The organism is Mycolicibacter senuensis (assembly GCF_003284925.1).
Classification (GTDB): Bacteria; Actinomycetota; Actinomycetes; order Mycobacteriales; family Mycobacteriaceae; genus Mycobacterium; species Mycobacterium algericum_A.
This window is the reverse complement of record NZ_QMEX01000056.1, coordinates 1-24760: the sequence shown is the minus strand read 5'-3', so window position 1 is coordinate 24760 and position 24760 is coordinate 1. Positions and strand designations below refer to the sequence as shown.

The window sequence follows — 24760 nt, the reverse complement described above, 5'->3', positions numbered from 1 at the left end:
TCCGGCGGTGTCGGTGGGGACGGCGGTGCCGGTGGTAACGGCGGCGACGGGAGCAACATCCGCTGGGGTGACCCGGACTGGGCCACCACCTCCAATGACTCGTCCTCGGGCCCGCTCAGCGATGTCCACGGCGGGGCGGGCGGTGACGGCGGTGCCGGTGGTACCGGCGCTAACACCGGCGGCAACGGCGGTAACGGCGGCGACGGCGGTGACGTCATCACCCCGCACCTTGGCGACGACGGCCTCAACGGGGGCGCCGGTGACATCCCGGGTACCGGCAGCACGGGTGGTACCGCGGGCACCGGTGGTGCCGCCGGTACCGGTCCGGACGCGGGTAGCGCGGGACAGGACGGCACCGCGGGCGTCGTCATCCCGTAGTCCGAGTAGCCGGCAGAAAACACCCCGCACAAACGTGCGGGGTGTTTTTTGCGTACGGCGCCGGTCGGGTACCCCGGACGCTCAGATCCCGCCGCGGGCGACCAACTGCGCGGCGATCACATTGCGCTGGATCTCATTGGTGCCTTCGCCGACGATCATCAGCGGCGCGTCCCGGAAGTAGCGTTCGACATCGTATTCGGTGGAGTAGCCGTAGCCGCCGTGGATGCGCACCGCATTCAGCGCGATCTCCATGGCGGCTTCGGAGGCGAACAGCTTGGCCATGCCGGCCTCCATGTCGCAGCGCTGGCCGCTGTCGTAACGATCGGCGGCGTAGCGGGTCAGTTGGCGGGCGGCGGTGAGTTTGGTGGCCATCTCGGCCAGATAGTTGCCGACGCTTTGATGCTTCCAGATCGGCTGCCCGAAGCTCTCCCGCTGTTGGGCGTAGGCCAGCGCATCCTCGAGGGCGGCCGTCGCCACCCCCAATGCCCGCGCGGCCACCTGGATGCGGCCGGTCTCCAGGCCCTTCATCATCTGCGCGAAACCGGCGCCGGGCGTGCTGCCGAGCACCGCCGCGGCCGGCACGATGCAGCCGTCGAAGCTCAGCTCACAGCTCTCCACACCCTTGTAACCGAGCTTGGGCAGATCTCGGGAGATGGTCAGCCCGGCAATCGGGTTGTCCACCAGCAACACCGAAATCCCGCTGTGCCGCGGGGTGGCCTGCGGATCGGTCTTGGCCAGCAGCGCGATCAACCCGGAATGGCGGGCATTGGAGATCCAGGTCTTGGCGCCGTTGATCACCAGGGTGCCGGGATCGGCAGCAGCCACCGCGGTGGTGGTCATGTTCTGCAGGTCGCTGCCGCCGCCGGGTTCGGTCAGCGCCATGGTGGCCCGCAGCGCGCCAGTGGCCATGGCGGGCAGGTAGCGCTGCTTCTGCTCGTCGGTGCCGAACAGCGTCAGCAGTTTGGCGACGACGGTGTGTCCGCCCATCGCTCCGGCCAGGCTCATCCAGCCGCGGGCCAACTCCTGGGTCACCAGGACATAGCACGGCATCGACACCGGGGTGCCGCCGTACTCCTCGGGGACGGCCAGCCCGTAGATACCCAGGTGCTTCATCTGTTCGATCCACGCCTGTGGGTAAGTGTTGGCGTGTTCAACATCGCGGACGGTCGGTTTGACCTCCCGATCGATGAAAGTCCGCACCGTATCGACCAGGATCGACTCTTCGTCGGTCAGCGAGAAACTCATCGGTTCACCGTATGTCAGGATTCTCTGATGACCGACGCCCCCTACTTCGACGACCTGCATGTCGGCCAGGTGTTCGACGCGGCACCGGCGATGACCCTGACGCCGGGGACCGCCGCCCTGCATCAGGCGATCCTGGGTGACCGGCTGCGACTGCCGCTGGACGCTGAACTGTCCCGGGTGGTCACCGGAGCCGTGACACCGCTGGCCCACCCCGGCTTGGTGTGTGACGTGGCGATCGGACAATCCACGCTGGTGACCCGCCGGGTCAAGGCCAACCTGTTCTACCGCGGCCTGGCCTTCTTCCGGTACCCGGTGATCGGCGACACGTTGTTCACCCGCACCGAAGTCGTAGGCCTGAAACAGAACTCGGCCAAGCCGGGCCGGGAGCCCACCGGCCTGGTAGCGCTGCGAGTGACCACCATCGACCAGGTCGACCGGTTGGTGCTCGACTTCTACCGCTGCGCGATGCTGCCGCTGTCACCGGAGGCCGGCGACACCGGCCACCGCGACGACCTGTCTGTCATCGGAGCCGGGCTTGCGGCCCCGCCGGATGTCACCGCGCACTGGGATGCCGACGAGTTCCGGCAGCGAGTGCCCGGCCCGCATTTCGACCAGGCCGCGGGCGGCTTGAAAGGCACCGTGCTGACCAGCACCGGCGACGTGGTGTCATCCGCCCCGGAGTTGGCCCGCCTGACTCTCAATATCGCTGCCACCCATCATGATTCGCGTTCAGGGGGGCAGCGGCTGGTTTACGGTGGCCACACCATCGGGCTGGCACTGGCACAGGCCTGCCGTCTACTGCCGAACCTGGCCACGGTGGTGGGCTGGCAGTCTTGTGACCACACCGGGCCGGTACACGAAGGCGACACCCTCTACAGCGAACTGCACGTGGACTCGGCCACCGACAACATGCTGGGGTTGCGATCGCTGGTCTACGCCGTGGGCGACCCGGATCGCCAGGTGCTGGACTGGCGTTTCACCGCCCTGCAGTTCTGAGCCGGGCCCGCTGGACGCGCACGCTCGCGCAGAGAAGGGGGCGAGGCAATCAGTGCGGTAGATCGCGGAACGGGGCGTCGCGGTACGGGTCGGGTTCCTTGGGCAATCCCAGCACCCGCTCGCCGATGATGTTGCGCTGAATCTGGTCGGTGCCGCCGCCGATCGAGGTGAAGTAGGCGTTGAGCGCCCGAAACGTCACCGCGTCGCCGACCGGATTCTCCGGTCCGCTCAGCATCGATTCGGCGCCGACGATCTCCGTCTCGACGCGCGCGGTCTCGTGCAGAATCCGCGACATCGCGATCTTGCCGAGCGCAAGCAGGGTGGCGGCCTCGGTACGGTCGGCGCTGGTCTTGGCGCGCTGGTTGTTCCATCGGTTCACCGTCGACAGGGCTTGCACACGGGCGATCTGCTGGCGGATATGGGAGTCGCCGAGGCAGCCGGCTTCGCGCGCCGATTCGACCAGGCCGCTGGTCTTTTCACGGCGGCCGCGGCTGGTGCGCGCGACGTCACCCATCAGCCGGCGCTCGTAGCTCAGCGCGACCTGCAGCACCGACCAGCCGGCACCTGGTTCGCCGATCCGGTTCGCATCGGGCACCCGGGCGTCGGTCAAGAACACCTCGTTGAACTCCGATTCGCCGGTGATCTGGTGGACCGGCCGGATCTCCACGCCCGGCTGGCGCATCGGCAGCATGAAGAACGTGATCCCGTTGTGCTTGGGTACGTCTTGATCGGTGCGCGCCACCAGCATGCCGTAGTCGGCAGTCGTGGCGAACGACGTCCACACCTTTTGGCCGTTGACAACCCAGTCATCACCGTCGCGTTCGGCGCGGGTGCGCAGGCCGGCCAGATCCGATCCGGCGCCCGGCTCGCTGTAGAGCAGGCACCATTTGCTCTCGCCGCGCAGTGCCGGCGGCAACAGTCTGCGCTGCTGCTCTTCGGAGCCGCAGTCGTGGATGGTGCAGGCGAACAGATCGCTCCGGTCGCGACCGCTGCCGGGTGCGCCGACGGCAGCGAATTCCGCTGCCACCAACCGTGATTGCCGATCAGTGAGACCGCGTCCGTAGCGGTCGGGCTCCCAGCTCGGCACGGTCCATCCCGCGTCGAGGACGGCGGCGGCGAACGTCGCCCGGTCGACGTCGGGAGACCAGTTGGCCGCCAACCAGTCACGGACCTCGGCGCGCAGGACCTCGTCGTCGCCGCCGTTGCTCATCTCACGCTCCGATCTCCCGCAAGTAGCGTTCACGATGCCAGGCCGGGCTGCCGAACAACTGGGCGTCGCCGCGTGCCCGCCGCAGATACCGGTGGGCGGGGTGCTCCCAGGTGAACCCGATGCCCCCGTGAACCTGAATGTTGGTGGCGCCCACGAACACGAACGCCTCCGAGCAGTACGCCTGAGCAAGGGCGAGATCGGCCACCCAGCCGGGCGAGCCGTCGGCGGCGGCAGCGGCGACGTGACGGGCGGCCGACACCGCCGACTCGGCCTCCAACAGCATGTCGGCGCACATGTGCTTGACGGCCTGGAAGCTGCCGATCGCCCGGCCGAACTGGTAGCGGGTCTTGGCATAGTCGCGGGCCATCTCCATGGCACGCCGGGCCGCCCCGGCCTGCTCGCCGAGCAGTGCCACCGCGGAGCGGTCCAACGCGGCGGTGAAAACCTCGACGCCGCAGCCCGGTTCGCCGATTGCCATGGCCGGCGCGCCGGCCAGCCGGACGGTGCACAGCCGGCGCGACTGGTCGACCGTGGTCAATGGTTCCACGGTGACACCCGGGCCAGCGGTGTCCACGGCGAAGACTCCGGGACCGGACGCCGTGTCGGCCAGCACATAGATCGAATCGGCGCCGTCGGCGTCGAGCACGAACCGCTTCTCGCCGGTCAGCACCGGGGAGCCGTCACCGTGGGCCGATGTTTTCGGCCTCGCGGGCGGGCGGGGGCAGGAGCCCTCAGCGAAGGCGAGCGCGACCCGGGTGCCCCCGGCGGCGATCCGCGGCAGCACGGCTTCGCATTGCACTGGATCACCCAGGGCCGCAAGGAAATTCACGGCGAGTACCGCCGACGACAGGTACGGCCCGTCGAACAGCACTCGGCCCAGTTCCTCGGCCACCACGCCCACCTCGACCGGGCCGGCCCCTGCCCCGCCGTACTCCTCGGGCACCAGCATTCCCAGCAGGCCCATCGCCGCCAATTCGCCCCAACTGTCGCCGTCGGCCTTGGCCATCAAGTCGGCGACCGCGCCGCGCAACGCCCGCAGCTCCTCGCGATCGGCCATCCGATCAGCTCCCCTGGAAGGCGTTGCGCAGGCTCGCGCACTGGCTGGCGAAGAACGACTGCGAGACCGGCGCCTTGCTCAGCAGCAGGTCGAATCCGTGGAACGCTCCCGGGACGGTTTCGACCTCGCACGGCACGCCCGCGGCCTGCAGCCGCTCCGCGTAGGCCAGGTCCTCCTCATGGAACAGGTCCAGCGTGCCCACCCCGATCCAGGCCGGCGCCAGCCCGCTCAGATCGGCGCGACGGGCCGGCACCGCGAGCTGCGGATCGGCATCGCCCAGGTACGACGTCCAGCCGAAAAGGTTGCTTCGCGGACTCCACAACCGGTAGCCGCGATCGGCCGGCAACGAAGCGCTGCGGTCATCGAGCATCGGGTAGACCAGCAGTTGCAGTACCGGTCGCACGTCGCCGCGGTCGGCCGCCAACTGCGCCAACGCAGCGGCCAGCCCGCCGCCCGCGCTGGCCCCGCCGATCGCCACCCGCGCCGGGTCCACGCCGGCCAGCCCGGCCAGCAGTAGCAGCCCGGCCCAGCAGTCCTCCAACGCCGCCGGGTACGGGTGTTGCGGCGCCAGCCGGTAGTCGACCGAGGCGACCGTGATGCCGAGTTCGTCGCTGAACCTGCGACAGAGCCGATCATCCTGCGCGGCCGTGCCGATGACGTAGCCGCCGCCGTGGATCCACAGCAGCGCCGGCGCCGGATCGGCGGGACGATGCGGTGGCCGATATACTCGCACACTGCCGCCCGAGGGCAGCGGGAGCACCTCGATGCCGCTGGGGGTACGACGGCCCTGCAGGCCGGCAAGTGCCCGAATCGCCGGCAGTGTCCTCGGCCCGATGCCGCCCCGCGGCAGGAATCGCGCGGCCCGGCGCAGATCTGGATGAAACCCGCTGCTTACCATCGGCTCAGTATTGCCGGTGCCGGATCCGTTCGGTGGACGACCCGCCCGATTGCGGTTTACCCCGGCGCCACCGCGGTACTCTCCCCTAATGACGGCAGCACCGCAAACCCCGAAGACGGGCTGGGACGTGACCGGTCGGCTGCGCTGGTTGAAGCGGGCTCGCACGGCGGACTACCTGCTCGCATTCAGCGTCGCTTCAGCTTCCCTGCCGGTGGTCGGGAAACGGCTGGAACCCCTGGGCGCAATGACCGCGATGGGGGTGTGGGGGACCCGCCACATGCCGGAGTTCCTCTCCAGCGCGGCCAGGTCGTGGCTGGCCCCGGGTGCGGCCACCGCCCGGAAGCAGGCGCGGGAGCAGACGCGCGCGGTCTCCGAGGCCGCCCTCCGCGGTGTCGTCACCGCATCCGCCTTGGCCATCGAGTGGCCGCAACCGGAACAGGCGCCGCCGGTGGTCAAGGCGCTGCAGCACCGCCGCCACATTCACCGCTCCGGGGTGCGTTACGGCAGCGACCCGGCCCAGGTGCTCGACGTGTGGGCGCCCCGCGACCTGCCGACCACACCGGCGCCGGTGCTGATCTATGTCCCCGGTGGCGCCTGGGTGCACGGCAGCCGGACGCTGCAGGGCTATGCGCTGCTGTCGCACCTGGCCGAGCGGGGCTGGGTGTGTTTGTCGATCGACTACCGGGTCGCGCCGCACAACCGCTGGCCGCGCCACATCATCGACGTCAAGACCGCCATCGCCTGGGCGCACGCCAATGTCGACAAGTTCGGGGGCGACCGCAACTTCATCGCCGTGGCGGGCTCCTCGGCCGGCGGGCACCTGGCCGCGCTGGCCGGGTTGACGGGCAGTGCGGCCGGTGATGGGGAATTCGCCGACCGGCTCCCCGAGGGCGCCGACACCTCGGTGGACGCCGTGGTCGGTATCTACGGCCGCTACGACTGGCAGGACAGGTCCACCCCGGAGCGGGTCGCGTTCGTCGACTTCCTGGAGCGGGTGGTGGTCGGCCGATCGATCCGGCGCCATGGCGACATCTACCGGCAGGCCTCGCCGATCGCTCGGGTGCATCCCGAGGCGCCACCGTTCATGCTCGTGCACGGCAGCGCCGACACCGTCATCCCGGTGGCGCAGGCCCGCGCCTTCGCCGACCGGCTGCGGGCGGTGTCGCGCTCCAAGGTCGGCTACCTGGAGTTGCCCGGGGCAGGGCACGGTTTCGACCTGACCGACGGATCCCGGACGGGCGCAATGAGTACGGCTATCGGGTTGTTTCTCAACCAGATTCACCGAGACCGCACCACGATCGGCGGCAAAAGGGTCATCTGAACCCGCCGGCGGCGACACCGCGGTAAGGTCCCTTCATGGGAGTGATCCGCCGGTGAAGCGGCTCAGCGGGTGGGACGCGGTCCTGCTGTACAGCGAGACGCCCAACGTGCACATGCACACCCTCAAGATCGCCGTGATCGAGCTGGATGCCGACCGGCAGGGCTTCGACGTCAATGCCTTCCGGCGGGTGATCCACGGGCGGCTCTACAAGCTGGACCCGTTCCGCTACCAACTGGTGGACATCCCGGGCAAGTTCCACCACCCGATGTGGCGGGAGAACTGCAAAGTCGACCTGACCTACCACATCCGGCCCTGGTCGCTGCCGGCGCCGGGCGGCCGCCGCGAACTCGATGAGGCCATCGGTCAGATCGCCAGTACGCCGCTGGACCGCAGCCGGCCGCTGTGGGAGATGTACTTCATCGAGGGCCTCGCCAACAACCGGATCGCGGTGGTCGGCAAGATCCACCACGCGCTCGCCGACGGGATCGCCTCGGCGAACCTGATGGCGCGCGGCATGGACCTGGTGGCCGGCCCGAATTCCGAACGGGATTCCTACGAAACCGATCCGGCCCCCACCGGCGGTCAGCTGGTGCGCTCGGCCTTCCGCGATCACCTGCGACAGCTGGGCAGGATCCCGGCGACCATCGCCTACACCGCGGCCGGTGTGCGGCGGGTGCGGCGCAGCACCCGCAAACTGTCCGCCGACCTGACGCGGCCGTTCACACCGCCACCGAGCTTCATCAACCACATGCTGACCCCGGAACGCCGGTTCGCCACGGCCACCCTCGCACTGGCCGACGTCAAGGCGACCGGCAAGCAGCTGGGCGCCACGATCAACGACATGGTGCTGGCCGTCTCGGCCGGCGCGTTGCGCACGCTGCTGCTGCGCTACGACGGGAAGGCGGATCACCCGCTGCTGGCATCGGTGCCGATGAGCTTCGACTTCTCCCCGGATCGGATCTCCGGAAACCGGTTCTCCGGGGTGCTGGTGGCGTTGCCGGTGGACGTCGAAGATGTGCTGGTGCGCGTCGAAAAGGCGCGGGAGGCAGCCAATCTGGCCAAAGAGGCCCACCACCTGGTCGGGCCGGAGCTGGTCAGCCGGTGGTCGGCGTATCTGCCGCCCGCCCCGGCGGAGTCGTTGTTCCGCTGGCTGTCCAGCCGCGACGGACAGAACAAGGTGCTCAACCTCAACATCTCCAATGTGCCCGGTCCGCGGGAGCGTGGCCGGGTCGGCGGCGCGCTGGTCACCGAGATCTATTCGGTGGGGCCGTTGACCGCCGGCAGCGGGTTGAATATCACCGTGTGGAGCTACGTCGACCAGCTCAACATCTCCGTGCTGACCGACGGCGCCACCGTCGAAGATCCGCATGAGGTGACCAGCGCCATGGTCGACGAGTTCATCGCAATACGGCGTGCCGCAGGGCTTTCCGAGGGGCTCACGCCGGTCGAAACGGCGATGGCGCCGGCCTGAGCCGGACCGCCCCATGGGCTTCGTCCCGATTCGCCGAGCGTGTATCGGTTGCGAAAATCGTCGCGACGACTGACCGTCAGTACACGTTCGGCGCACCCACGGCGTGAAATCAGTTGTCGGCCCTCGCCTGCAACTCGCGTCGCAGCACCTTGCCGGTATTGTTGCGCGGCAGTGCATCCAGGATCGTGATGGCACGGGGCACCTTGTAGCCGGCCAGGTTGTCCCGGACATGCGCCTTGAGCTCTTCGATCGTGGCCGCAGCGCCCGGCTCCAACACCACGAAGGCGACCAGTCGCTGTCCGTACTCGGTGTCGTCGACGCCGATCACGGCGGCCTCGGCGACGGCGCCATGGCTGATGAGCGCCTTCTCGGTCTCGATCGGGTAGACGTTCTCGCCGCCGGAGACGATCATCTCGTCATCGCGGCCCACCACGAAAAGCCTTCCGGTGGAGTCGAAGTAGCCCAGGTCGCCCGAGGCCATGAAGCCGTCGTGGAACTGCTTGGAGTCACCGCCGGTGTAGCCGTCGAACTGCGAGGAGTTCCGCACGAAGATCTGCCCGGTGACACCGTCGGCCAGCTCGGCGAAATCGGGGTCAAGGATCCGGATCTCGGTACCCGGCGCAGGCCGCCCCGCGGTGTCGGGCGAATAGCGCAGGTCTTCCGGTGTGGCCAGCGCGATCATGCCGGCCTCGGTTGCGTTGTAGTTGTTGTAGACCACGTCGCCGAAAGCGTCCATGAACGCCGTCACCACGTCCGGGTGCATCCGCGATCCCGATGCGGTGGCGAACCGCAATGAGCGGCAAGGGTACTGAGCACGCACGTCATCGGGCAGCGCCATGATGCGGTCGAACATGACCGGTACGACGCACAATCCGGTGGCACGGTTCTCCTCGACCAGCGCCAAGGTCGCCTCGGGATCGAACTTCCGTCGGGTGGCGACGGTGCAGGCCATCGTCAACGCCAGTGCCAGCTGCGAGAACCCCCAGGCGTGAAACATCGGGGCCGCGATGACCACGGTTTCCTCGGTGTGCCAGGGGATTCTGTCGAAGATCGCCGCGAGATCGGCGACCCCGCCGCCGCCGCGACCGGAGCGCCGCGCGCCCTTCGGGGTGCCGGTGGTTCCGGAGGTGAGCATCACCAGGCTGCCGGTGCGGGCCGGTTTGGCCGGGCGCTGCCCGGTGTTGGCGTCGATCAGGTCGTCCGCCGTCAGCCCGGGGATGTCGGAGTCGGCCCAGCTCACCACCCGGACGCACCGGGACTGGGCCGGCACGGCCAGATCCACCGCCGCGGCGAACTCCTCGTCGTAGACGATCAGGTCGACACCTTCGCGGGCCACGACCTCGGCCAGTGCCGGTCCGGCGAAGCTGGTGTTGAGCAGCAGTACGTCGGCGCCGATCCGATTGGCGGCGGCCAGCGCCTCGATGAAGCCGCGGTGGTTGCGGCACATCAACGCGACGGCCTGCGGCGTCCGCCCGGGCAGCCGCTGCAGGCCGGCGGCCAGCGCATCACAGCGCCGGTCGAGCTCGCGGTAGGTCAGGCTGCCGCGTTCATCGATGATCGCCGGACGGTCGCCGCAGCGTTGTGCGGCTATGGCGATCCCGACGGTGGTGGTGCCGCCCTCGCGGGCTGCCGCGGCGGCGACCCGCAGGTATTTGTCGGGCCGCAGCGGCGCCAGCAGTCCGGCGCGGGCGAAGGTCTGCAGCATCGATCCGATGCGCGCGAGCCGGTCGAACGGTCCGGGGGCCATCCCGCTCAGCCCAGGACTGGGAGGCGGCGTTCGGCCGCGAGCTTGTCGAGGGCGTCCTGCATGACGGAGCGCACGTGGGCGTCGACGACGTCGATGTCGGGATCCTCGCCGAACTCGGCGATGATGTCGATCGGCTCGCATACCTGCATGACGATCTTGGTGGGCAGCGGCAGGTTGATCGGCAGCACCGCGGACAACCCGAAGGGGAAGCCGAATGAGATCGGCAGGATCTTGACCCGCATCAGCTTGTCCAGTCGCAGCGCCTTGGCGAGTCCGGTGCCGCGGGATAGATAGAGTTGGCTCTGCTGTCCGCCGATCCCCACCGCCGGCACCAGCGGCACACCCGCGTTGATCGCCGCCCGGATGTAGCCTTTGCGGCCGGCGAAGTCGATCGTGTTCTCTTCCAGCGTGGGCCGGTAGACGTCGTAGTCGCCGCCGGGGAAGACCACCACCACACCGCCGGAGCGCAGCGCCTCGTCGGCATTGGCGTGGTTGGCCGGGATGAAGCCGGTCTTGCGGAAGAAGTCGGCGGTGGCCCCGGTGAAGATGATGTCGTGGCTGAGCGTGTAGACCGGCCGCTCGTAGCCGAATTTGTCATAGAAGCCGGTGGCGAACACCGGCACGTCCATCGGGAACAGCCCACCGGAGTGGTTGGAGACCACCAGGGCGCCACCGTTCGGGAACGAATCCAGGCCCCGCACCTCGGAGCGGTGGTACCCCTTGATCAGCGGCCGCAGCAGCCCCATCACTCGTTCGGTCAGGCCCGGATCCCACTTGGTGATGGGCCCGGGCACGTCCTCAGACCAGTCGCTGTCGGGTGTGTCCACCACGCCCCCTCAATTGAAACGTGTTCTAGTTTTGCCCATGTTACCGGCTTGAGGGGGCCGTGGATAACATCGGCGAAATGGACGGGCAGTCGGGGGAGCGCATTGATCTGCGAGCGTACTTCGACCGGGTGGCCTACCGCGGCGGTACCGAGCCGACGTTGCAGACGTTGACCGCACTGGTGGCCGCCCACGTCCGCCACATCCCGTTCGAGAACCTCGACCCGCTGACCGGGGTGCCGGTGATCGACCTGAGTGCGGCGGCGCTGACCGCCAAGCTGGTGGCGCGGCGCCGAGGCGGCTACTGCTACGAGCACAACAATCTGATGTGCGGCGTGCTGCGCGAACTCGGGTTCGGTGTCGAGCGGCTGGCCGGCCGGGTGGTGTGGATGAGCCCGGACGGGCTCGACGGCCCACCGCGCCCCGAGACCCACCAGGCCCTGGCGGTGCGCATCCCGGGCTGCGACGAGCGGTACCTGGCCGATGTCGGGTTCGGCGGACAAACACTGACCTCACCGATCCGCCTGGTCGCCGACGAGGTCCAGCAGACCCCGCACGAGCCGTTCCGGCTGCGCGCCTACCGCACCGGATACGTGCTGGAGTCACTGATCGGCGAGAACTGGCGGCCGTTGTACACCTTCGAGTTGCGCCCCCGGCCACTGATCGACATGCAGGTGGGCAGTTGGTATGTGTCCACCCATCCCGAGTCGAACTTCGTCGCCGGGCTCAGCGCGGCACTGGTTACCGATGACGCCCGGGTGAACCTGCGGGGCCGCAACCTGACCGTCCACTCCCGCGGTGGTACCGAACGGGTCCGCCTCGACGACGCCCCTGGGGTGCTGACCGCGTTGACCGACCGCTTCGGCATCGACGTGACCGGCCTGCGCGACCTCGAGGCCAGGGTCACCGCCGTGCTGGACAGCTGAACCGGCGAAACGCCGGAACTCACCGAGGGTCTAAGGGCATGCTTGAGCCATGGGTCACTACAAGAGCAATGTCCGCGACCTGGAATTCAATCTGTTCGAGATGCTCGGCCTGGAGCAGTGCCTGGCTGACGGCGCCTACGGCGATCTCGACGGCGACACGGTGCGCCAGATGCTGGCCGAAGCCGCGCGGCTCGCCGAAGGGCCGGTGGCCGAGTCATTCGCCGAGAGCGACCGCCATCCACCGGTATTCGATCCGGCCAGCCACTCGGTGACATTGCCGGAGCCGTTCAAGGCGTCACTGCGGGCCTGGCAGGAAGGCGAGTGGTTCCGGATCGGCCTGGCCGAGGAGGTCGGCGGGGTGCCGGCTCCGGCGATGGTGTCCTGGGCGATCAACGAACTGGTGCTCGGTGCCAACCCGGCGGTGTTCATGTTCATGGCCGGTCCGATCTTCGCCAATATCCTCTATGGGCTGGGCAACCAGCAGCAGCGGCACTGGGCGGCCATGGCGATCGACCGGAACTGGGGCGCCACCATGGTATTGACGGAGCCGGATGCCGGCTCTGACGTGGGGGCCGGCCGCACCAAGGCGATCGAACAGCCCGACGGCAGCTGGCACATCGACGGCGTCAAGCGCTTCATCACCAACGGTGACAGTGACGACCTGTTCGAGAACATCATGCACATGACCCTGGCCCGCCCCGAGGGCGCCGGGCCGGGAACCAAGGGGCTCAGCCTGTTTCTGGTGCCCAAGTACCTGCCCGATCCCGAGACCGGCGAACCGGGCGAGCGCAACGGGGTGTTCGTCACCGGTCTGGAACACAAGATGGGACTGAAGGTCTCGACCACCTGCGAACTGACCTTCGGCCAGCACGGCGTTCCGGCGAAGGGCTGGCTGGTGGGCGACGCCAGAAACGGTATCGCCCAGATGTTCCACGTCATCGAGTACGCCCGAATGATGGTGGGCACCAAAGCGATCGCCACATTGTCCACCGGGTATCTCAACGCGCTGGAGTATGCCAAGACCCGTATCCAGGGTGCCGACATGACCCAGATGACCGACAAGACCGCGCCGCGGGTCACCATCATCCACCATCCGGATGTGCGGCGCGCCTTGATGATGCAGAAGATGTACGCCGAGGGGATGCGGGCGTTGTACTTCTACACAGCAGCCCACCAGGACTCCCAGGTTGCCATGCAGGTGTCGGGCGCCGACGCCGAGATGGCCGAGCGGGTCAACGATCTGTTGCTGCCGATCGTCAAGGGCGTCGGCTCGGAACGGGCGTATCAGTACCTGACCGACGCGCTGCAGACCTTCGGCGGATCCGGCTTCCTGCAGGACTATCCGATTGAGCAGTACATCCGCGACGCCAAGATCGACAGCCTCTACGAGGGCACCACCGCCATTCAGGCGCAGGACTTCTTCTTCCGCAAGATCGCCCGTGACCGCGGTGCGGCATTGGGGCACCTGGTCGGCCAGATCGAAGGGTTCCTCGACAGCGGTGACGCGCGTTCGGAGCTGGCCGACGCCCGCAAGCTGCTGGCCGCCGCGCTCGACGACGTGCGGGCGATGGTCACCACCATGACCGGATTCCTGATGGGGTCACAAGAAGAGCCCCGCGAACTCTACCGAGTGGGGCTGGAATCGGTGCGGTTCCTGCTGTCCGTCGGTGACCTGGTGATCGGCTGGCTGTTGCTGCGCCAGGCCGAGACCGCGCTCGGCGCGCTCGAAGGTGACGTCACCGATAGTGACCGGGACTTCTACGCCGGCAAGATCACCGCGGCAACGTTTTTTGCCGGCACGGTGTTGCCCCGGCTCGGCGCGGAGCGACGCATCGTCGAAAACGACGACCTGGCGGTGATGGATCTGAGCGAGGACGCGTTCTGATCACGCGCGGACCTGGCGCACTACCCTCGACTGCTGTGGACACCCACACCCGCAAGTACCGGCTGCCCGACCACGGCTACACCATCGTCCGGTGGGCGCACGAGCTGGCCAAGGGCCGCGGAGCGGTGGCGGTAGAACCCGACATCGAGGCGATCCGGCGGCCCGGCGGTGCGCTGACATTCGCCGACGCCGCCCCGTTCAAAACCGTGCCGGATGGCCCGCTGTCGGTGCTGCGCGAACTGCTCGACTTGGAGGCCCGGGAGGTCCGGTCGTGGAGCAGAGCCGGGTTCGCCCGGTTCCACAAAGGGGCCGCCGCCCGACGGGTCGACCGGATCTGCCGGGAACAGGGCAGTGAGGCCGCCGTCGACTGGGTGCTGGCGCACGCGACCACCGGTGAAGTGAACCTTCCAGAGCTCCGGGACCGGCTCGGAGCCCGGCTGTACACCGCCGGCGGCCGCGACGAGGACTTCTACCGCGCTGAGGTGGGACGTTGCATCACACACCGCCGCGCACAGCGGATGAACCGGAGCTGACGCCTCAGCCGCGCCGCTGCCGAACCTTGTACGTGGACGGCCATGACACCCGGGTGTCGTCGCCCAGCAGCGCCGTTCCCTTTGCGCCGACGGTGACGTTGTAGGCCTCCTGCCCCGGGCCGACCTCACGGTTGGCGTGCTCGGTGGCCAGGTAGTAGAGCTGATCGATCTCCATGTCGACGAAGGCGACGAAGCTGGTCTTGCGCACCGCGTCGCCGAAACCGGCGGTCATGCGATCCACCAGGATGCGCGAGCCGACCGCCACCGCGGCCAGGATCGCGAACGGAATCACCCAGGAGCACAGGTAGGTCAGCGGGGAACCCGGGTGGTGCAGCGTGGCGTCGGACACCACGACCGGGGGGATCGCCGCCGATACCGCCATCGCCGCGGTCGCGGCCAGCCAGATCCACGTCAGCCGGTTGACCACCGGGGCGAACAGCTCCGTCTGCACCGCCGCCTCGGGCAGCTCCGCCTTCGCGACGTCCGCCACCACCGACTTGCCCAGCAGCGTGCTGGTCAGCAACACCGCGAACAGGGCGGCGAAACTCAGCGGCAGCGCCCACCGCTGCGCCCAACTCGCCAGCGGCAGCACCGCCAGCACCGCGAAGGTCGCTACCGCCCCCACGCCCAGTGGCCGGGCCGACGACCCGCGGTCGCCCACCATGACCGCGACCGCAACGGCCAGCGCCACCAACGCCGCGATCGACAGCGGCGCATTTCCCGCCAGCACCCAGTACACCGCCCAGGGCGCGAACCAGACCAGAACTCCCACGACGGCAGTATAGGGGCTTACCGTTGCCTCAACGGGAGCCGAGATCAGCTCTCCAGCGTGTATCCCATCGGCATCAGCACGCTCTTCTGCTGCGTGAAGTGCTCGACGCCCTCCTTGCCGTTCTCCCGGCCGATCCCGGAGTTCTTGTAGCCGCCGAACGGGCAGCACGGGTCGAAGGCGTACCAGTTGATGCCGTAGGTCCCGGTGCGGATCTTGCTCGCGACCTCGATCCCGTGCGGCACATCAGTCGTCCACACGCTGCCGGCCAGCCCGTACACCGAGTCGTTGGCGATCGCGATCGCCTCCTCCTCGGTGTCGTAGCCGATGATGGACAGCACCGGCCCGAAGATCTCCTCCTGGGCGATGGTCATCGAGTTGTCCACGTCGGCGAACACGGTCGGCTCGACGAAGAAGCCGCCGTCCAGCCCTTCGGGGCGGCCGCCGCCGCACACTAGTCGCGCGCCCTCTTCGATGCCCTTGGCGATGTAGGACTCGACCCGCTGCCGTTGCTTCTCGGTGATCAGCGCACCGATCTGAGCGGCCGGGTCATCCGGCAGCCCGACCGGCAAGGCGGTGACGAAGTTCTTGATCGCCTCCACGATCTCCTCGTAGCGCGACCGCGGCGCCAGGATGCGGGTCTGGGCCACGCAGGCCTGCCCGGTGTTCATGATCCCGGAGAACACCAGCATCGGGATCGCCGACGCCAGGTCGACGTCGGGCAGCACGATCGCTGCCGACTTGCCGCCGAGTTCCAGCGTGCACGGCTTGAGCAGCTCCGCGGCGCGCTTACCGATCTCCTTGCCGACGGCCGAGCTGCCGGTGAAGGAGAAGATGTCCACATCCGGGTTGGAGGTCAACGCCTGGCCGGTCTCGGCCCCGCCCGGCACCACCGACAACACCCCCTCCGGCAAGCCCGCGTCGGCGAACACCTGCGCCAGCGCGTTGGCACTCAACGGTGTCTCGGCGGCCGGCTTGAGCACCACCGTGCAGCCGGCCAGCAGCGCCGGGCCCAGCTTGTTGACCGCCAGGAACAGCGGCACGTTCCAGGCGACGATCGCACCGACCACACCCAGCGGCTCCCGGCGCACGATGGTCTGCCCGTAGGCGCCGGTGCGGACCTCTTCCCAGCTGACCTCGTCGACTGCGGGGCCGGCGAAGAAGTTCAGTGCCCCAATGGAGCTCAGCCAGTGCATGGTCTCCACGCCCGTCGGCGGCTGCCCCGTCTCGGCGGCCAACAGGCTGGTGAACAGCTCCTTGCGCTCCTCCATCAGCTTGATCGCGGCGGCGATGACCGCGGCCCGCTCGGCCGGCGGCGTGGACGGCCACGGCCCGGAGTCGAACGCCCGACGGGCCGCCGCAACTGCGTTATCAACGTCGTCCTTGGTGGCCAGCGGCACCTTGCCGACGTACTCGCCGGTGGCCGGCGAGTGGACTTCGATCACCTGGTCGGTGGCCGGGGCGGTCCACTTGCCGCCGATGAACAGGGTGTCGTATTCGGTCGCGGTGCTCACGGTCATGGCGCCACCCTACCTAGCCGACGGGCGGATTAGAACACGTTGCAGTCAATGGGGTCAGCGGGGCTGCAATACCAGCACCAGGTTGCTCACTCCGAACTCGCGAACACCGGGCACCGCGGTAATCGGCCACGCCCATCGGGGGTGATAGCGGGGGAAAGCCGCGACGAGCGCGCCGGTGTGGCGGGCCCAGTCCAGGCCATCGGCGGCCGACACCGCGAACAGCGACGAACCGTAGTTGTTCTTGGGCGGGTGGCCGTGGCGGCGGGTGTAGCGCCGGGCGGCCCGGTGCCCGCCCAGATAGTGGCTCAAGCCCATCTCATGGCCGCCGAACGGACCCAGCCACACCGTGTAAGACAGCACCACCAGCCCGCCGGGCCGGGTGACCCGCAGCATCTCCGCACCGAGCCGCCAGGGCCGCGGCACATGCTCGGCCACGTTGGAGGACAGGCAGATGTCGACGCTGTCGTCGGCGAGCGGCAACGCCATCCCCGAGGCCCGCACGAACGTGCCGGACGACGTCACGGACCTGGCCGCCTGCATCGCGTGCATCGCGTGTACTTCTCGGGGGTCCGGCTCGACCCCGATATAGCGCAGGCCGGCCTCGGCGAACGCGGTGGCGAAGTACCCCGGCCCGCCACCGACGTCGAGCACCGTCCTGCCCGCCGGATCGTCGCCGCGCAGGCCCCGCCACAGGTCGGTGACCAGGTTCGCGGTGTCACCGGCTAGTGCGCCGTAGAACCGGGCCGGATCGCGCTGCTCGTAGCGGAACCGGCTCAGCAGGCGCAGCGAGCGGCCCAGCGTCGCGCGTCGGGCGAACTCCTCGGTGGCAGCCACCGGTCCAAGACTAGGCCCAGTCTGCGGGACTACCCTGTAGTCCTGTGTCCGCCGTGCGCTCCGTCCTGCTGCTGTGCTGGCGTGATACCGGGCACCCGCAGGGCGGGGGCAGCGAGACCTACCTGCAGCGCATCGGCGCGGAGTTGGCCGCCGCCGGGATGACGGTCACACTGCGCACCGCCCGCTATCCGGGTTCACCCGAACACGAGGTCATCGACGGGGTAAGCATCAGTCGGCGCGGCGGCCCCTACACCGTGTATCTGTGGGCGCTGGCGGTGATGGCCGCGGCGCGGGTCGGACTCGGCCCGCTGCGGCGGGTCCGTCCGGATGTGGTGATCGACACCCAGAACGGCCTGCCGTTCCTGGCTCGGTTGATCTACGGTCGGCGGGTGGCGATGCTGGTGCACCACTGCCACCGTGAGCAGTGGCCGGTGGCCGGCCCGGTGCTGAGCCGGATCGGCTGGCTGGTGGAGTCGAGGCTGTCGCCGTGGCTCAACCGGCGCAACCAATACCTGACGGTGTCGCTGCCCTCGGCGCGCGATCTGATCGAACTGGGGGTCGGCGCCGAACGCATCGCGGTGGTGCGCAACGGTCTCGACGAGGCTCCGGCGCCGACGCTGGCGGCGCCCCGGGCCGAAACGCCGCGGGTGGTGGTGTTGTCGCGGCTGGTGCCGCACAAGCAGATCGAGGACGCCCTGGACGCTGTGGCGGCACTGCGCAGCAGGGTGCCGGGCCTGCACCTCGACGTCATCGGCGGCGGCTGGTGGGGCGACCGGTTGGTGCAGCACGCCGCAGCGCTGGGCATCAGCGATGCGGTGACGTTCCACGGCCATGTCGACGAGACCACCAAACACCAGCTGGTGCAACGGGCTTGGGTGCATGTGCTGCCGTCCCGCAAGGAGGGCTGGGGGCTGGCCGTCATCGAGGCGGGCCAACACGGGGTGCCCACGATCGGCTACCGGGCCGCCGGCGGGCTGTCCGATTCGATCGTCGACGGCGTGACCGGGCTGCTGGTCGACGACCGTGACGAGCTTGTCGAGCAGCTCCATCGACTGTTGGCTGATGCGGTGCTTCGCGAACAGCTCGGCGGCAAGGCGCAGGACCGCAGCGCCGAATTCTCTTGGCGGCAAAGCGCTGACGGGCTGCGCGAGGTGCTGGAGGCGGTCTGTGAGCGCCGCTACGTCAGTGGCGTGGTCTGAGCGACGCCGAGGTGCATAGATGACAGACCACGACGCCGCTCCCGTGCTGCTCTATGACGGGGTCTGCGGGGTGTGCAACCGATCGGTCCAGACCATCCTTCGCCACGACCGGCACGGCACTCTGCGGTTCGCCGCGCTGGACAGTGACTTCGCCCGCGCGGTCATCGAGCGCCATCCAGATCTTCAGGACATCGATTCCATGGTGTTTATCGATGATCCCGGTCAACCCGGCGAGCGTGTCAGCGTTCGATCGGCGGCGGCGCTGAAGGTGGTGCGCTATCTGGGCGGGCCGTTCCGGTTATTCCTGGCCGCCCGCATCATTCCCGCGGGGCTGCGTGACCGGCTCTACGATCGCTTCGCCGCCGTGCGCTACCGGGTTGGCGGAAGGTATGACACCTGCCCGCTGCCGGCGCCGGAAGTGCGCACTCGGTTCCTGGTTTGAGGCAGGAGTGATGGGCCGCCGGGTCTCGCAGGGGCGGTGCCGGTGGGCTCAGGGTGGCGGGGGTCGGCTGTTGAGGGCGCGTTCGGCGATGATCGCTCGGGCGCGGTTCTGGGCCCGGGTCCGCCGTCGGGTGGGCATCATCAGGGTTCGACCGGCCGAATCCGATTGTCGGTCAGTCGGTGCGGTTAGACGTCCCGTCGGTTCACAGAGGGCGGGGAACAGCAACCGACTGCCGGGGCGGGTGGTGTAGGTCTGGCCGGCCGGGCTGAGCCAGTCGATGGTGCCGTCGGGGTGTTGTCGGTCGCGCCACCCGTGAAACGTCTTGAGTAAGTGATGCTTTCGACACAGGCAACGCAGGTTCGACGGATGTGTCGGCCCGCCGAGGACGTAGGCGATCGCATGGTCGAGGTCACAGAATTCCGCCGGCCGGTCACAACCGGGCCACCGGCACGTCATGTCCCGGCAGCGCACAAACTCATCTAATGCGGTCGAGGGCCGGTACCTCGGCTCGGGGGCACTATCGGGTCCAGGGTGTCGCACCGGCTTGACGGTGGCGCCGGCGGCGATCAGTTCGGCCAGCATCGGTGCGGGGATCAGCGGTCCGCCCAGCAGCAGCGCCGGCGGGGCTTTGGGGGGCGGGTCGGGCTCGGCGGTGCGCTCTACTGGCGCAAACAGGTTCCGACGGTCGATCGGCGGCGGCGGTGGGTCTTCACCGTTGCGGTGCGCGTCGACGCCGGTGCCCACGCTTTCGATGCTGGCGACCACGTGGATCAGCATCGAACTTGCTGGACGGTCCTGGCTGGCGGGGCAGTCCTGGTTGCCGCACCCGCAGGCCAGCGTCTGCCCGCCGGCGGCCAGCGCGCCGAGGGCGTCGGCACGGCGTTGGGCGATGGTGCGCGGATCGTCGTCGCAGACGCTGTGCGCCATGGCCAGCAGCCGCCGGTCGAGGGCTTCGGCGTCGTGGGCGTGCAGCCGCCCCCACAGCGGGGTGGTGGCATGGTCAGTGTTGCGTTTGTCGACCACCAGGTCGCGGGAGCGGGCATGTTGCCGGCTGCGGCGCAGGGCCTGCGGGTCGTGCGCCTCGACGATCGCGTCGATGGCCTGCCCGGTCTTGAACGCCGACAGTGGCCCGTAGTGCAGCGCATCGGCGGCCAGGGCGGTATCGACCGCGGCCAGCGCCCGACGGTCTTCGATCAAGGTGGTGTGCCAGGAGATGGTGGCCACCAGAGCGGCGTTGAGCTGTCCGGCGGCGAACAGTGCCGCCACCTTGGGCAGGCGTTCGCGCAGCGCCGAGGCCAAATACATCTGCCCGGATGCTTTCCCGTGGCTGATATCGCAGGCGGCACCGACTTCGGCGGCCACCGCGTCCCAGCCGTCACAGGCCCATTTCGAATGCGCTGGGTCGTCGTACAGTTTGCGGCCTACCAGCTCGGCGATCGCCGCCAGGCGGCGGGCGGCCGCGACGGCCTCCGCTTGGGCCCATCCGCCGATCGCCGCCACCAGCGCTGCCTCGTCCAGCCCGGCGAGAGCCTCGGGGCCGGGCAGACCGGTCGGTTCGAACATATTTTCGATTGTACCCCCGCTACTGACTCAACCTATTGGGCAGGGCCGCGGGTTGTGGATAACTGCTGCCATGGCTGGAAGGTTGTGGAGATGGCTCGATCGCGACGTGCCAAGGTCGCTGCCGAGGAGAGGGCCCGCTTGGTCCTTGCCGTGTTGGCCGGGGAGATGACCTGTGCTGAGGCAGCGCGCCGTTGCGGTGTCACGACGGTGACGATGACGAAGTGGAAGCATCAGTTCCTTGCCTCCGGTTCCAGTGGATCGGCGACTGATTGTCCGAATCGAGTCGTTCGGGATGGCGCTGCCGTCAGTGCTGCGGAACCATGCTGCGCAGGGTGCTGGTCACGAACTTCTTCAGTGCCACATCGCGTTCCGCCTGGGATTCCCCGACCGTGGTGAGTAGCGCGTAGACACCCAGCAGGAAGAACGCCGCACTGTGGTAGGCGTCCACGTCGTCGTAGAGCTCACCGCGAAGGCGTGCGCGTTCGACCTCGGCGGCCAGCAGCACGAAGGTCGGATGACTGGTCCACTGTTCCGGCTCAGGCCGGTTGGGTGAGAAGTAGAGACTCAGGACGTCGCGGAACAACGCTGAGCCCCAACGGCTTTCGAGAGCCACGACCAATTCGACGATCGTTTTCAACACCGCCGCCAGGTCCCGGCGAGTGTCGAGGAATCGACCGAGCTCATCGGCGAGGCGCAGCTCGTCGCGCCGGATCAGCTCGAGAAGGACGTGTTCCTTGGTGGGGAAGTGGAAGTAGAAGGTACTGCGCGCCACCCCGGCGGCTTTGGCGATCGCGTTGATGTCGGCCGCATTGGTGCCGGCCCGCTGAAACTCCACGATGGCGGCGTCGAGAACGCGAGCACGCGTTCTACGGCGCTGGGCTTCACGCTGGGTCGCACTGTCGGTCACGCGCCCATTGTGCCGTAGTCGCGCTCATTGGCTGACCAATGTCACCGAAAAGACCGGGTGGCGAGCCGAGGGCGCATCCGGCGAATCAGGGCCGCCTGATCAATATCACCGCAGCTAGATGGTCAGGTGTGGCCACCATCGGCGTCGGGCACAACAACCGAACTGCGATCTTCTCGTTGTCATCTGTCAGCCAGTGTGTTAGACCTAGGGGCGACCGAGAGCGGGCGGCGGCAGCGCCGGGCTAGGGGGCGAGCGGGTCGATGGCCACATCTACGGTGCCGAATACCCGGGGCCAGCGCATCCTGTTGTGGACGGTGCCGCCGGCGGCCGGGTTGTTCGCGCTGGCCTATTTGCTGTTCCCGGTGTTCTCCCCGCCGCTGTCACCGACGCTGACGCCCGAACAGGTCGCTGCCTTCTTCGCCCAGAACGTCACCGGCATCCTGGGCGTGGCCATCTTGTGCAATCTCATCGCCTGCTCACTGGTTCCGCTGTTCGCGGTCACCGCGGTGCAGATATCGCGGACCGCGACGTCGAGCAGTGTCTTCACCTACGCCTACCTGCTCTGCGTCGGAGTGGGCCTCACGGCGTTCATCCTCGCCGACTACTGCTGGGCGATGGCAGCGTTCCGGCCCGAGCGCGACCCGCAACTCATCAGCCTGCTCAACGACATGGCCTGGTTCTTCTTCATCGCGCCCGTCGGCACGATCATCGTGCAGAACATCTGCCTGGCCCTCAGCATCTACCTGGACGCGCGACCCGAGCCGGTCTTTCCCCGCTGGGTGGCGCACTTCAACGTCGCGGCAGCCGTGCTGCTGGTCCCCAGCGCATTCTCACTGCTGCACAAGTCCGGGCCGCTGGCCTTCGACGGTGCGGTGTCGTTCACGCTGCGGCTCAGCGTATTCGCCGTCTATCTCGTCGTGATGTTCGTCGTGCTGCTCGGCATCGTCAATCGCCAGAGCGACGATCACGAGGCCATGGCATGACCAGGAGCGTGGCCGCGCCCGCCGTCGGGCGATCCCCCTCGCCGGGTAGGAACAACAAGCTCGACCAGTGGATCGCCTTCTGGTCCGTCCCGGTCTTCTTCGCACTCTTCGGGCTGGTCTTCGTCCCGCTGAGCTGGATGATGCCGCCCCGATCGCCGAGCGGCCCGCAGCCGCAGATCATCGAGTTCATGCAGTCGCACAACCTGCTGATCGCTTGTGCCGTACTGACGTTGGTGTTCGGCCTGGCGCCGGTGTCGAACGCCTGCTACCTCATCCAGATCAAGCGGATGTCGGTCAGCCCGGTGTTCGGCTACTGCGTCATGATGGGGGCGACCTGCGGCGCCATGGTCGGCATGTTGTTCCCGATGTTCTGTTTCGGGCTGGGCGCGTTCCGGCCGGGCTACGATCCGGCGATCCTGGCGATGCTCTACGACTTCGGCTACCTGGCCTTCATCGGCTCGCTGGGATGCTTCTGCATCATGTGGATGGCCTTCGGGCTGGCGATCATCCTCGACCAGAACAACATCCTGCCGAAATGGCTGGGCTACTACACCGTCTGGCAATACGTCACCGAGCTGATGGCCGCACCCGTTTGGATCGCCAAGTCGGGACCGTTCGCCTGGAACGGGCTGATGACGTTCTGGCTGGCGATGACGCTGTACGTGTCATGGCAGTTCATCGTCTACACCTGCATCTTCCGGGCGATCAAGAACCAACCCGACGAGGAACTCGAGAACCACTGGCTCGACGCGCGAGCCGCGACGTCGCCGGCGGGGGCCGGCGCATGACCGGGGTCACCGTCGGACTCGGCGTCGACACCGCCGAGACACCGCGAACCGTCCAGCCGCGCGGGCACCTTCCGGGTGAAACCAGCATGTGGTTCTTCGTCATCGGTGACCTGCTCATCTTCGCCGCCTACTTCGTGTCCTATATGTACTACCGCGGCCAAGACCATGCGGTGTTCCTGCAGAGCCAGGCACAGGTCAGCCTGAGCATCGGCATCGTCAACACCGTTGTGTTGCTGACCAGTTCGCTGTTCGTGGCGCTGGGCACCTCGGCCGCGCGGGTCGGAAGGACGGTCGAGGCACGCCGGTGGTTCTGCGCCGCGCTGGTGTGCGGGGCGGCTTTCCCCCTGCTCAAGATGTGCGAATACATCCCGGAGATCACCGCCGGGATGACACCGGGCACCAACCTGTTCTTCATGTACTACTTCGTGATGACGGGGATGCACCTGTGCCATGTGCTGCTGGGACTGGTGATTCTCTGCTTCGTCATCCGCGCATTGCGCGGACCGACGACACCGCGGATCTCGTTCGTGGAGACCGGCGCGACCTACTGGCACATGGTCGACGTGTTGTGGCTGATCCTGTTCGCGTTGCTCTACTTGATGAGGTGATCGGCGATGACCGGGTATCGGCGTAACCAGCTGATCTTCGTGTGGGCGCTACTGACGGCGGTGACCATCGCGTCGTGGCTGACCGCTCGCGACGGCGGCGAGGCGCACCAGTTGAGTGCCACGGTCACCGTCGTCGTGCTGCTGATCGCCGCGATCAAGACGCAGCTGGTGATCTGGCACTTCATGGAGGTCGGGCGGGCGCCCAGGTGGCTCAAGCTGACGACGAACGGTTGGCTGCTGGCGCTGTTCGGGCTGCTGTTCGGTTTCTACTTCGCCGCTGCCTGATCCCCGCTGCGGCCAGCCCTGCGGCTCCCACCACCAGCATCGCCAGCCACCCCAGATGAGCGGCCACCACGGCCCGGCGCGCGCCGGCGGGTCCCTTCGGCGCACGGCCGCCGACCCGGTACACGGTGAAGTCGGAATCGCGGTAGGAGACCGGTAGCCGCGACAGTGTCTTTGCCGCAGCACCCATTTCACCGTCAGTGCCGGATTCGACGACCACCCAGCCCACCCCGTACACGCCGAGCGTCACCGGCTCGGCGCCGGACAACAGCGCCTGCTGAACCGCCCGGGCGTTAGCGCCCTCACCGGGCACAGTCTGCCCGCCGACGTGCAGATCGCCGGTGGTGAGCACCTCGGCGCGCACCCACCGGCCC

At 68.3% G+C, this 24760-nt stretch carries 24 protein-coding genes and 2 pseudogenes; 14 read left to right on the top strand and 12 right to left on the bottom strand.

The genetic code is table 11. The features are described 5' to 3' along the window. Window positions 1–378: pseudogene (locus DQP56_RS24740) on the top strand (hypothetical protein); the annotation flags it as partial. Window positions 379–459: 81 nt separating this feature from the next. Here the strand turns inward: DQP56_RS24740 and DQP56_RS13960 are convergent. Next, on the bottom strand, window positions 460–1623 hold the full coding sequence (locus DQP56_RS13960; RefSeq protein ID WP_112686351.1) for an acyl-CoA dehydrogenase family protein: 1164 nt from the start codon (window positions 1621–1623) through the stop codon (window positions 460–462). Window positions 1624–1650: 27 nt separating this feature from the next. Here DQP56_RS13960 and DQP56_RS13955 point away from each other — a divergent pair, with 27 nt between their 5' ends. Continuing rightward, on the top strand, window positions 1651–2619 hold the full coding sequence (locus DQP56_RS13955) for a MaoC family dehydratase (RefSeq protein ID WP_112686349.1): 969 nt from the start codon (window positions 1651–1653) through the stop codon (window positions 2617–2619). Between the two features lie 49 nt (window positions 2620–2668). Here the strand turns inward: DQP56_RS13955 and DQP56_RS13950 are convergent, their stop codons facing one another. The 3 genes from DQP56_RS13950 to DQP56_RS13940 are packed head-to-tail and all read right to left on the bottom strand — an operon-like array spanning window position 2669 to window position 5784. Then, complete coding sequence (locus DQP56_RS13950; protein WP_112686347.1) at window positions 2669–3829, bottom strand: acyl-CoA dehydrogenase family protein; 1161 nt, start codon at window positions 3827–3829, stop codon at window positions 2669–2671. Between the two features lies 1 nt (window position 3830). After that, window positions 3831–4886 carry an acyl-CoA dehydrogenase family protein gene (locus DQP56_RS13945; protein ID WP_112686345.1) on the bottom strand — a complete coding sequence of 352 codons (1056 nt, stop codon included), beginning with the start codon at window positions 4884–4886 and terminating at the stop codon, window positions 3831–3833. 4 nt (window positions 4887–4890) lie between these two features. Continuing rightward, on the bottom strand, window positions 4891–5784 hold the full coding sequence (locus DQP56_RS13940; protein WP_112686343.1) for an alpha/beta hydrolase: 894 nt from the start codon (window positions 5782–5784) through the stop codon (window positions 4891–4893). An 88-nt stretch (window positions 5785–5872) separates the two neighbouring features. On the opposite strand from DQP56_RS13940, the gene DQP56_RS13935 reads away from it, so the two are divergent. Beyond that, window positions 5873–7105 (top strand): alpha/beta hydrolase, encoded by a 1233-nt coding sequence (locus tag DQP56_RS13935; RefSeq protein WP_112686341.1) that lies wholly within the window; start codon window positions 5873–5875, stop codon window positions 7103–7105. 52 nt (window positions 7106–7157) lie between these two features. Beyond that, window positions 7158–8576: a WS/DGAT/MGAT family O-acyltransferase gene (locus tag DQP56_RS13930; protein WP_112686339.1), complete on the top strand. Its 1419-nt coding sequence runs from the start codon at window positions 7158–7160 to the stop codon at window positions 8574–8576. Window positions 8577–8685: 109 nt separating this feature from the next. On the opposite strand, the gene fadD12 is transcribed toward DQP56_RS13930, so the two are convergent. Both fadD12 and DQP56_RS13920 read right to left on the bottom strand, forming a co-directional pair. Then, entirely contained in the window at window positions 8686–10323 is a 1638-nt protein-coding gene (gene fadD12 / locus DQP56_RS13925; protein WP_112686337.1) for an acyl-CoA ligase FadD12, read from the bottom strand. 5 nt (window positions 10324–10328) lie between these two features. Continuing rightward, the gene (locus tag DQP56_RS13920) at window positions 10329–11069 is read right to left on the bottom strand and encodes a 1-acyl-sn-glycerol-3-phosphate acyltransferase (RefSeq protein ID WP_234825666.1); all 741 of its coding nucleotides are present in this window, start codon (window positions 11067–11069) and stop codon (window positions 10329–10331) included. A 158-nt stretch (window positions 11070–11227) separates the two neighbouring features. On the opposite strand from DQP56_RS13920, the gene DQP56_RS13915 reads away from it, so the two are divergent. The 3 genes from DQP56_RS13915 to DQP56_RS13905 are packed head-to-tail and all read left to right on the top strand — an operon-like array spanning window position 11228 to window position 14491. Continuing rightward, window positions 11228–12073, top strand: coding sequence for an arylamine N-acetyltransferase family protein (locus DQP56_RS13915; RefSeq protein ID WP_112686335.1), 846 nt, complete (start codon window positions 11228–11230; stop codon window positions 12071–12073). Between the two features lie 49 nt (window positions 12074–12122). After that, entirely contained in the window at window positions 12123–13958 is a 1836-nt protein-coding gene (locus DQP56_RS13910; RefSeq protein WP_112686333.1) for an acyl-CoA dehydrogenase, read from the top strand. 35 nt (window positions 13959–13993) lie between these two features. After that, window positions 13994–14491, top strand: a complete 498-nt coding sequence (locus tag DQP56_RS13905; protein WP_112686331.1) for a hypothetical protein — start codon at window positions 13994–13996, stop codon at window positions 14489–14491. A 4-nt stretch (window positions 14492–14495) separates the two neighbouring features. On the opposite strand, the gene DQP56_RS13900 is transcribed toward DQP56_RS13905, so the two are convergent. Genes DQP56_RS13900 through DQP56_RS13890 form a run of 3 tightly spaced genes read right to left on the bottom strand, consistent with a single transcriptional unit; the run spans window position 14496 to window position 17614 of the window. Then, a complete protein-coding gene (locus DQP56_RS13900; protein WP_165825024.1) occupies window positions 14496–15263 on the bottom strand; it encodes a hypothetical protein in 768 nt (255 codons plus the stop codon). A 44-nt stretch (window positions 15264–15307) separates the two neighbouring features. Continuing rightward, window positions 15308–16780, bottom strand: coding sequence for an aldehyde dehydrogenase (locus DQP56_RS13895; RefSeq protein ID WP_112686329.1), 1473 nt, complete (start codon window positions 16778–16780; stop codon window positions 15308–15310). Window positions 16781–16834: 54 nt separating this feature from the next. Beyond that, window positions 16835–17614, bottom strand: coding sequence for a class I SAM-dependent methyltransferase (locus tag DQP56_RS13890; RefSeq protein WP_112686327.1), 780 nt, complete (start codon window positions 17612–17614; stop codon window positions 16835–16837). Between the two features lie 44 nt (window positions 17615–17658). Between DQP56_RS13890 and DQP56_RS13885 the strand changes: the two genes are divergently transcribed. Then, window positions 17659–18813, top strand: coding sequence for a glycosyltransferase family 4 protein (locus tag DQP56_RS13885; RefSeq protein WP_112686325.1), 1155 nt, complete (start codon window positions 17659–17661; stop codon window positions 18811–18813). A gap of 19 nt (window positions 18814–18832) precedes the next feature. Continuing rightward, window positions 18833–19255, top strand: coding sequence for a thiol-disulfide oxidoreductase DCC family protein (locus DQP56_RS13880; protein WP_112686323.1), 423 nt, complete (start codon window positions 18833–18835; stop codon window positions 19253–19255). A gap of 48 nt (window positions 19256–19303) precedes the next feature. Here DQP56_RS13880 and DQP56_RS13875 read toward each other — a convergent pair whose 3' ends face one another. Continuing rightward, window positions 19304–20818: an HNH endonuclease signature motif containing protein gene (locus DQP56_RS13875; protein ID WP_112686321.1), complete on the bottom strand. Its 1515-nt coding sequence runs from the start codon at window positions 20816–20818 to the stop codon at window positions 19304–19306. A 90-nt stretch (window positions 20819–20908) separates the two neighbouring features. On the opposite strand from DQP56_RS13875, the gene DQP56_RS25820 reads away from it, so the two are divergent. Next, window positions 20909–21214: a helix-turn-helix domain-containing protein gene (locus DQP56_RS25820; RefSeq protein ID WP_435673864.1), complete on the top strand. Its 306-nt coding sequence runs from the start codon at window positions 20909–20911 to the stop codon at window positions 21212–21214. On the opposite strand, the gene DQP56_RS13870 is transcribed toward DQP56_RS25820, so the two are convergent. Next, window positions 21123–21725, bottom strand: coding sequence for a TetR/AcrR family transcriptional regulator (locus DQP56_RS13870; RefSeq protein ID WP_112686319.1), 603 nt, complete (start codon window positions 21723–21725; stop codon window positions 21123–21125). The two genes, DQP56_RS25820 and DQP56_RS13870, sit on opposite strands and share 92 nt — an antisense overlap. A 260-nt stretch (window positions 21726–21985) precedes the next feature. Here DQP56_RS13870 and DQP56_RS13865 point away from each other — a divergent pair, with 260 nt between their 5' ends. The 4 genes from DQP56_RS13865 to DQP56_RS13850 are packed head-to-tail and all read left to right on the top strand — an operon-like array spanning window position 21986 to window position 24389. After that, window positions 21986–22708: a hypothetical protein gene (locus tag DQP56_RS13865; protein WP_112686317.1), complete on the top strand. Its 723-nt coding sequence runs from the start codon at window positions 21986–21988 to the stop codon at window positions 22706–22708. Then, complete coding sequence (locus DQP56_RS13860) at window positions 22705–23496, top strand: hypothetical protein (protein ID WP_112686315.1); 792 nt, start codon at window positions 22705–22707, stop codon at window positions 23494–23496. Before DQP56_RS13865 ends, DQP56_RS13860 begins: the two co-directional genes overlap by 4 nt. Further along, window positions 23493–24104, top strand: coding sequence for a cytochrome c oxidase subunit 3 family protein (locus tag DQP56_RS13855; RefSeq protein ID WP_112686313.1), 612 nt, complete (start codon window positions 23493–23495; stop codon window positions 24102–24104). Before DQP56_RS13860 ends, DQP56_RS13855 begins: the two co-directional genes overlap by 4 nt. A gap of 6 nt (window positions 24105–24110) precedes the next feature. Next, the gene (locus DQP56_RS13850; RefSeq protein ID WP_112686311.1) at window positions 24111–24389 is read left to right on the top strand and encodes a cytochrome C oxidase subunit IV family protein; all 279 of its coding nucleotides are present in this window, start codon (window positions 24111–24113) and stop codon (window positions 24387–24389) included. Here DQP56_RS13850 and DQP56_RS25020 read toward each other — a convergent pair. After that, window positions 24316–24760, bottom strand: a pseudogene (locus tag DQP56_RS25020) (hypothetical protein); the annotation flags it as partial. The gene DQP56_RS13850 and the pseudogene DQP56_RS25020 overlap by 74 nt on opposite strands.

What these genes read in the sequence shown, in the direction of transcription:
- DQP56_RS13960 (WP_112686351.1), bottom strand. Translation starts at nt 1,623, where the DNA reads ATGAGTTTCTCGCTGACCGACGAAGAGTCGATCCTGGTCGATACGGTG.
- DQP56_RS13955 (WP_112686349.1), top strand. Translation starts at nt 1,651, where the DNA reads ATGACCGACGCCCCCTACTTCGACGACCTGCATGTCGGCCAGGTGTTC.
- DQP56_RS13950 (WP_112686347.1), bottom strand. Translation starts at nt 3,829, where the DNA reads ATGAGCAACGGCGGCGACGACGAGGTCCTGCGCGCCGAGGTCCGTGAC.
- DQP56_RS13945 (WP_112686345.1), bottom strand. Translation starts at nt 4,886, where the DNA reads ATGGCCGATCGCGAGGAGCTGCGGGCGTTGCGCGGCGCGGTCGCCGAC.
- DQP56_RS13940 (WP_112686343.1), bottom strand. Translation starts at nt 5,784, where the DNA reads ATGGTAAGCAGCGGGTTTCATCCAGATCTGCGCCGGGCCGCGCGATTC.
- DQP56_RS13935 (WP_112686341.1), top strand. Translation starts at nt 5,873, where the DNA reads ATGACGGCAGCACCGCAAACCCCGAAGACGGGCTGGGACGTGACCGGT.
- fadD12 (WP_112686337.1), bottom strand. Translation starts at nt 10,323, where the DNA reads ATGGCCCCCGGACCGTTCGACCGGCTCGCGCGCATCGGATCGATGCTG.
- DQP56_RS13920 (WP_234825666.1), bottom strand. Translation starts at nt 11,069, where the DNA reads ATGGGGCTGCTGCGGCCGCTGATCAAGGGGTACCACCGCTCCGAGGTG.
- DQP56_RS13915 (WP_112686335.1), top strand. Translation starts at nt 11,228, where the DNA reads ATGGACGGGCAGTCGGGGGAGCGCATTGATCTGCGAGCGTACTTCGAC.
- DQP56_RS13910 (WP_112686333.1), top strand. Translation starts at nt 12,123, where the DNA reads ATGGGTCACTACAAGAGCAATGTCCGCGACCTGGAATTCAATCTGTTC.
- DQP56_RS13895 (WP_112686329.1), bottom strand. Translation starts at nt 16,780, where the DNA reads ATGACCGTGAGCACCGCGACCGAATACGACACCCTGTTCATCGGCGGC.
- DQP56_RS13880 (WP_112686323.1), top strand. Translation starts at nt 18,833, where the DNA reads ATGACAGACCACGACGCCGCTCCCGTGCTGCTCTATGACGGGGTCTGC.
- DQP56_RS13875 (WP_112686321.1), bottom strand. Translation starts at nt 20,818, where the DNA reads ATGTTCGAACCGACCGGTCTGCCCGGCCCCGAGGCTCTCGCCGGGCTG.
- DQP56_RS25820 (WP_435673864.1), top strand. Translation starts at nt 20,909, where the DNA reads ATGGCTCGATCGCGACGTGCCAAGGTCGCTGCCGAGGAGAGGGCCCGC.
- DQP56_RS13865 (WP_112686317.1), top strand. Translation starts at nt 21,986, where the DNA reads ATGGCCACATCTACGGTGCCGAATACCCGGGGCCAGCGCATCCTGTTG.
- DQP56_RS13860 (WP_112686315.1), top strand. Translation starts at nt 22,705, where the DNA reads ATGACCAGGAGCGTGGCCGCGCCCGCCGTCGGGCGATCCCCCTCGCCG.
- DQP56_RS13855 (WP_112686313.1), top strand. Translation starts at nt 23,493, where the DNA reads ATGACCGGGGTCACCGTCGGACTCGGCGTCGACACCGCCGAGACACCG.
- DQP56_RS13850 (WP_112686311.1), top strand. Translation starts at nt 24,111, where the DNA reads ATGACCGGGTATCGGCGTAACCAGCTGATCTTCGTGTGGGCGCTACTG.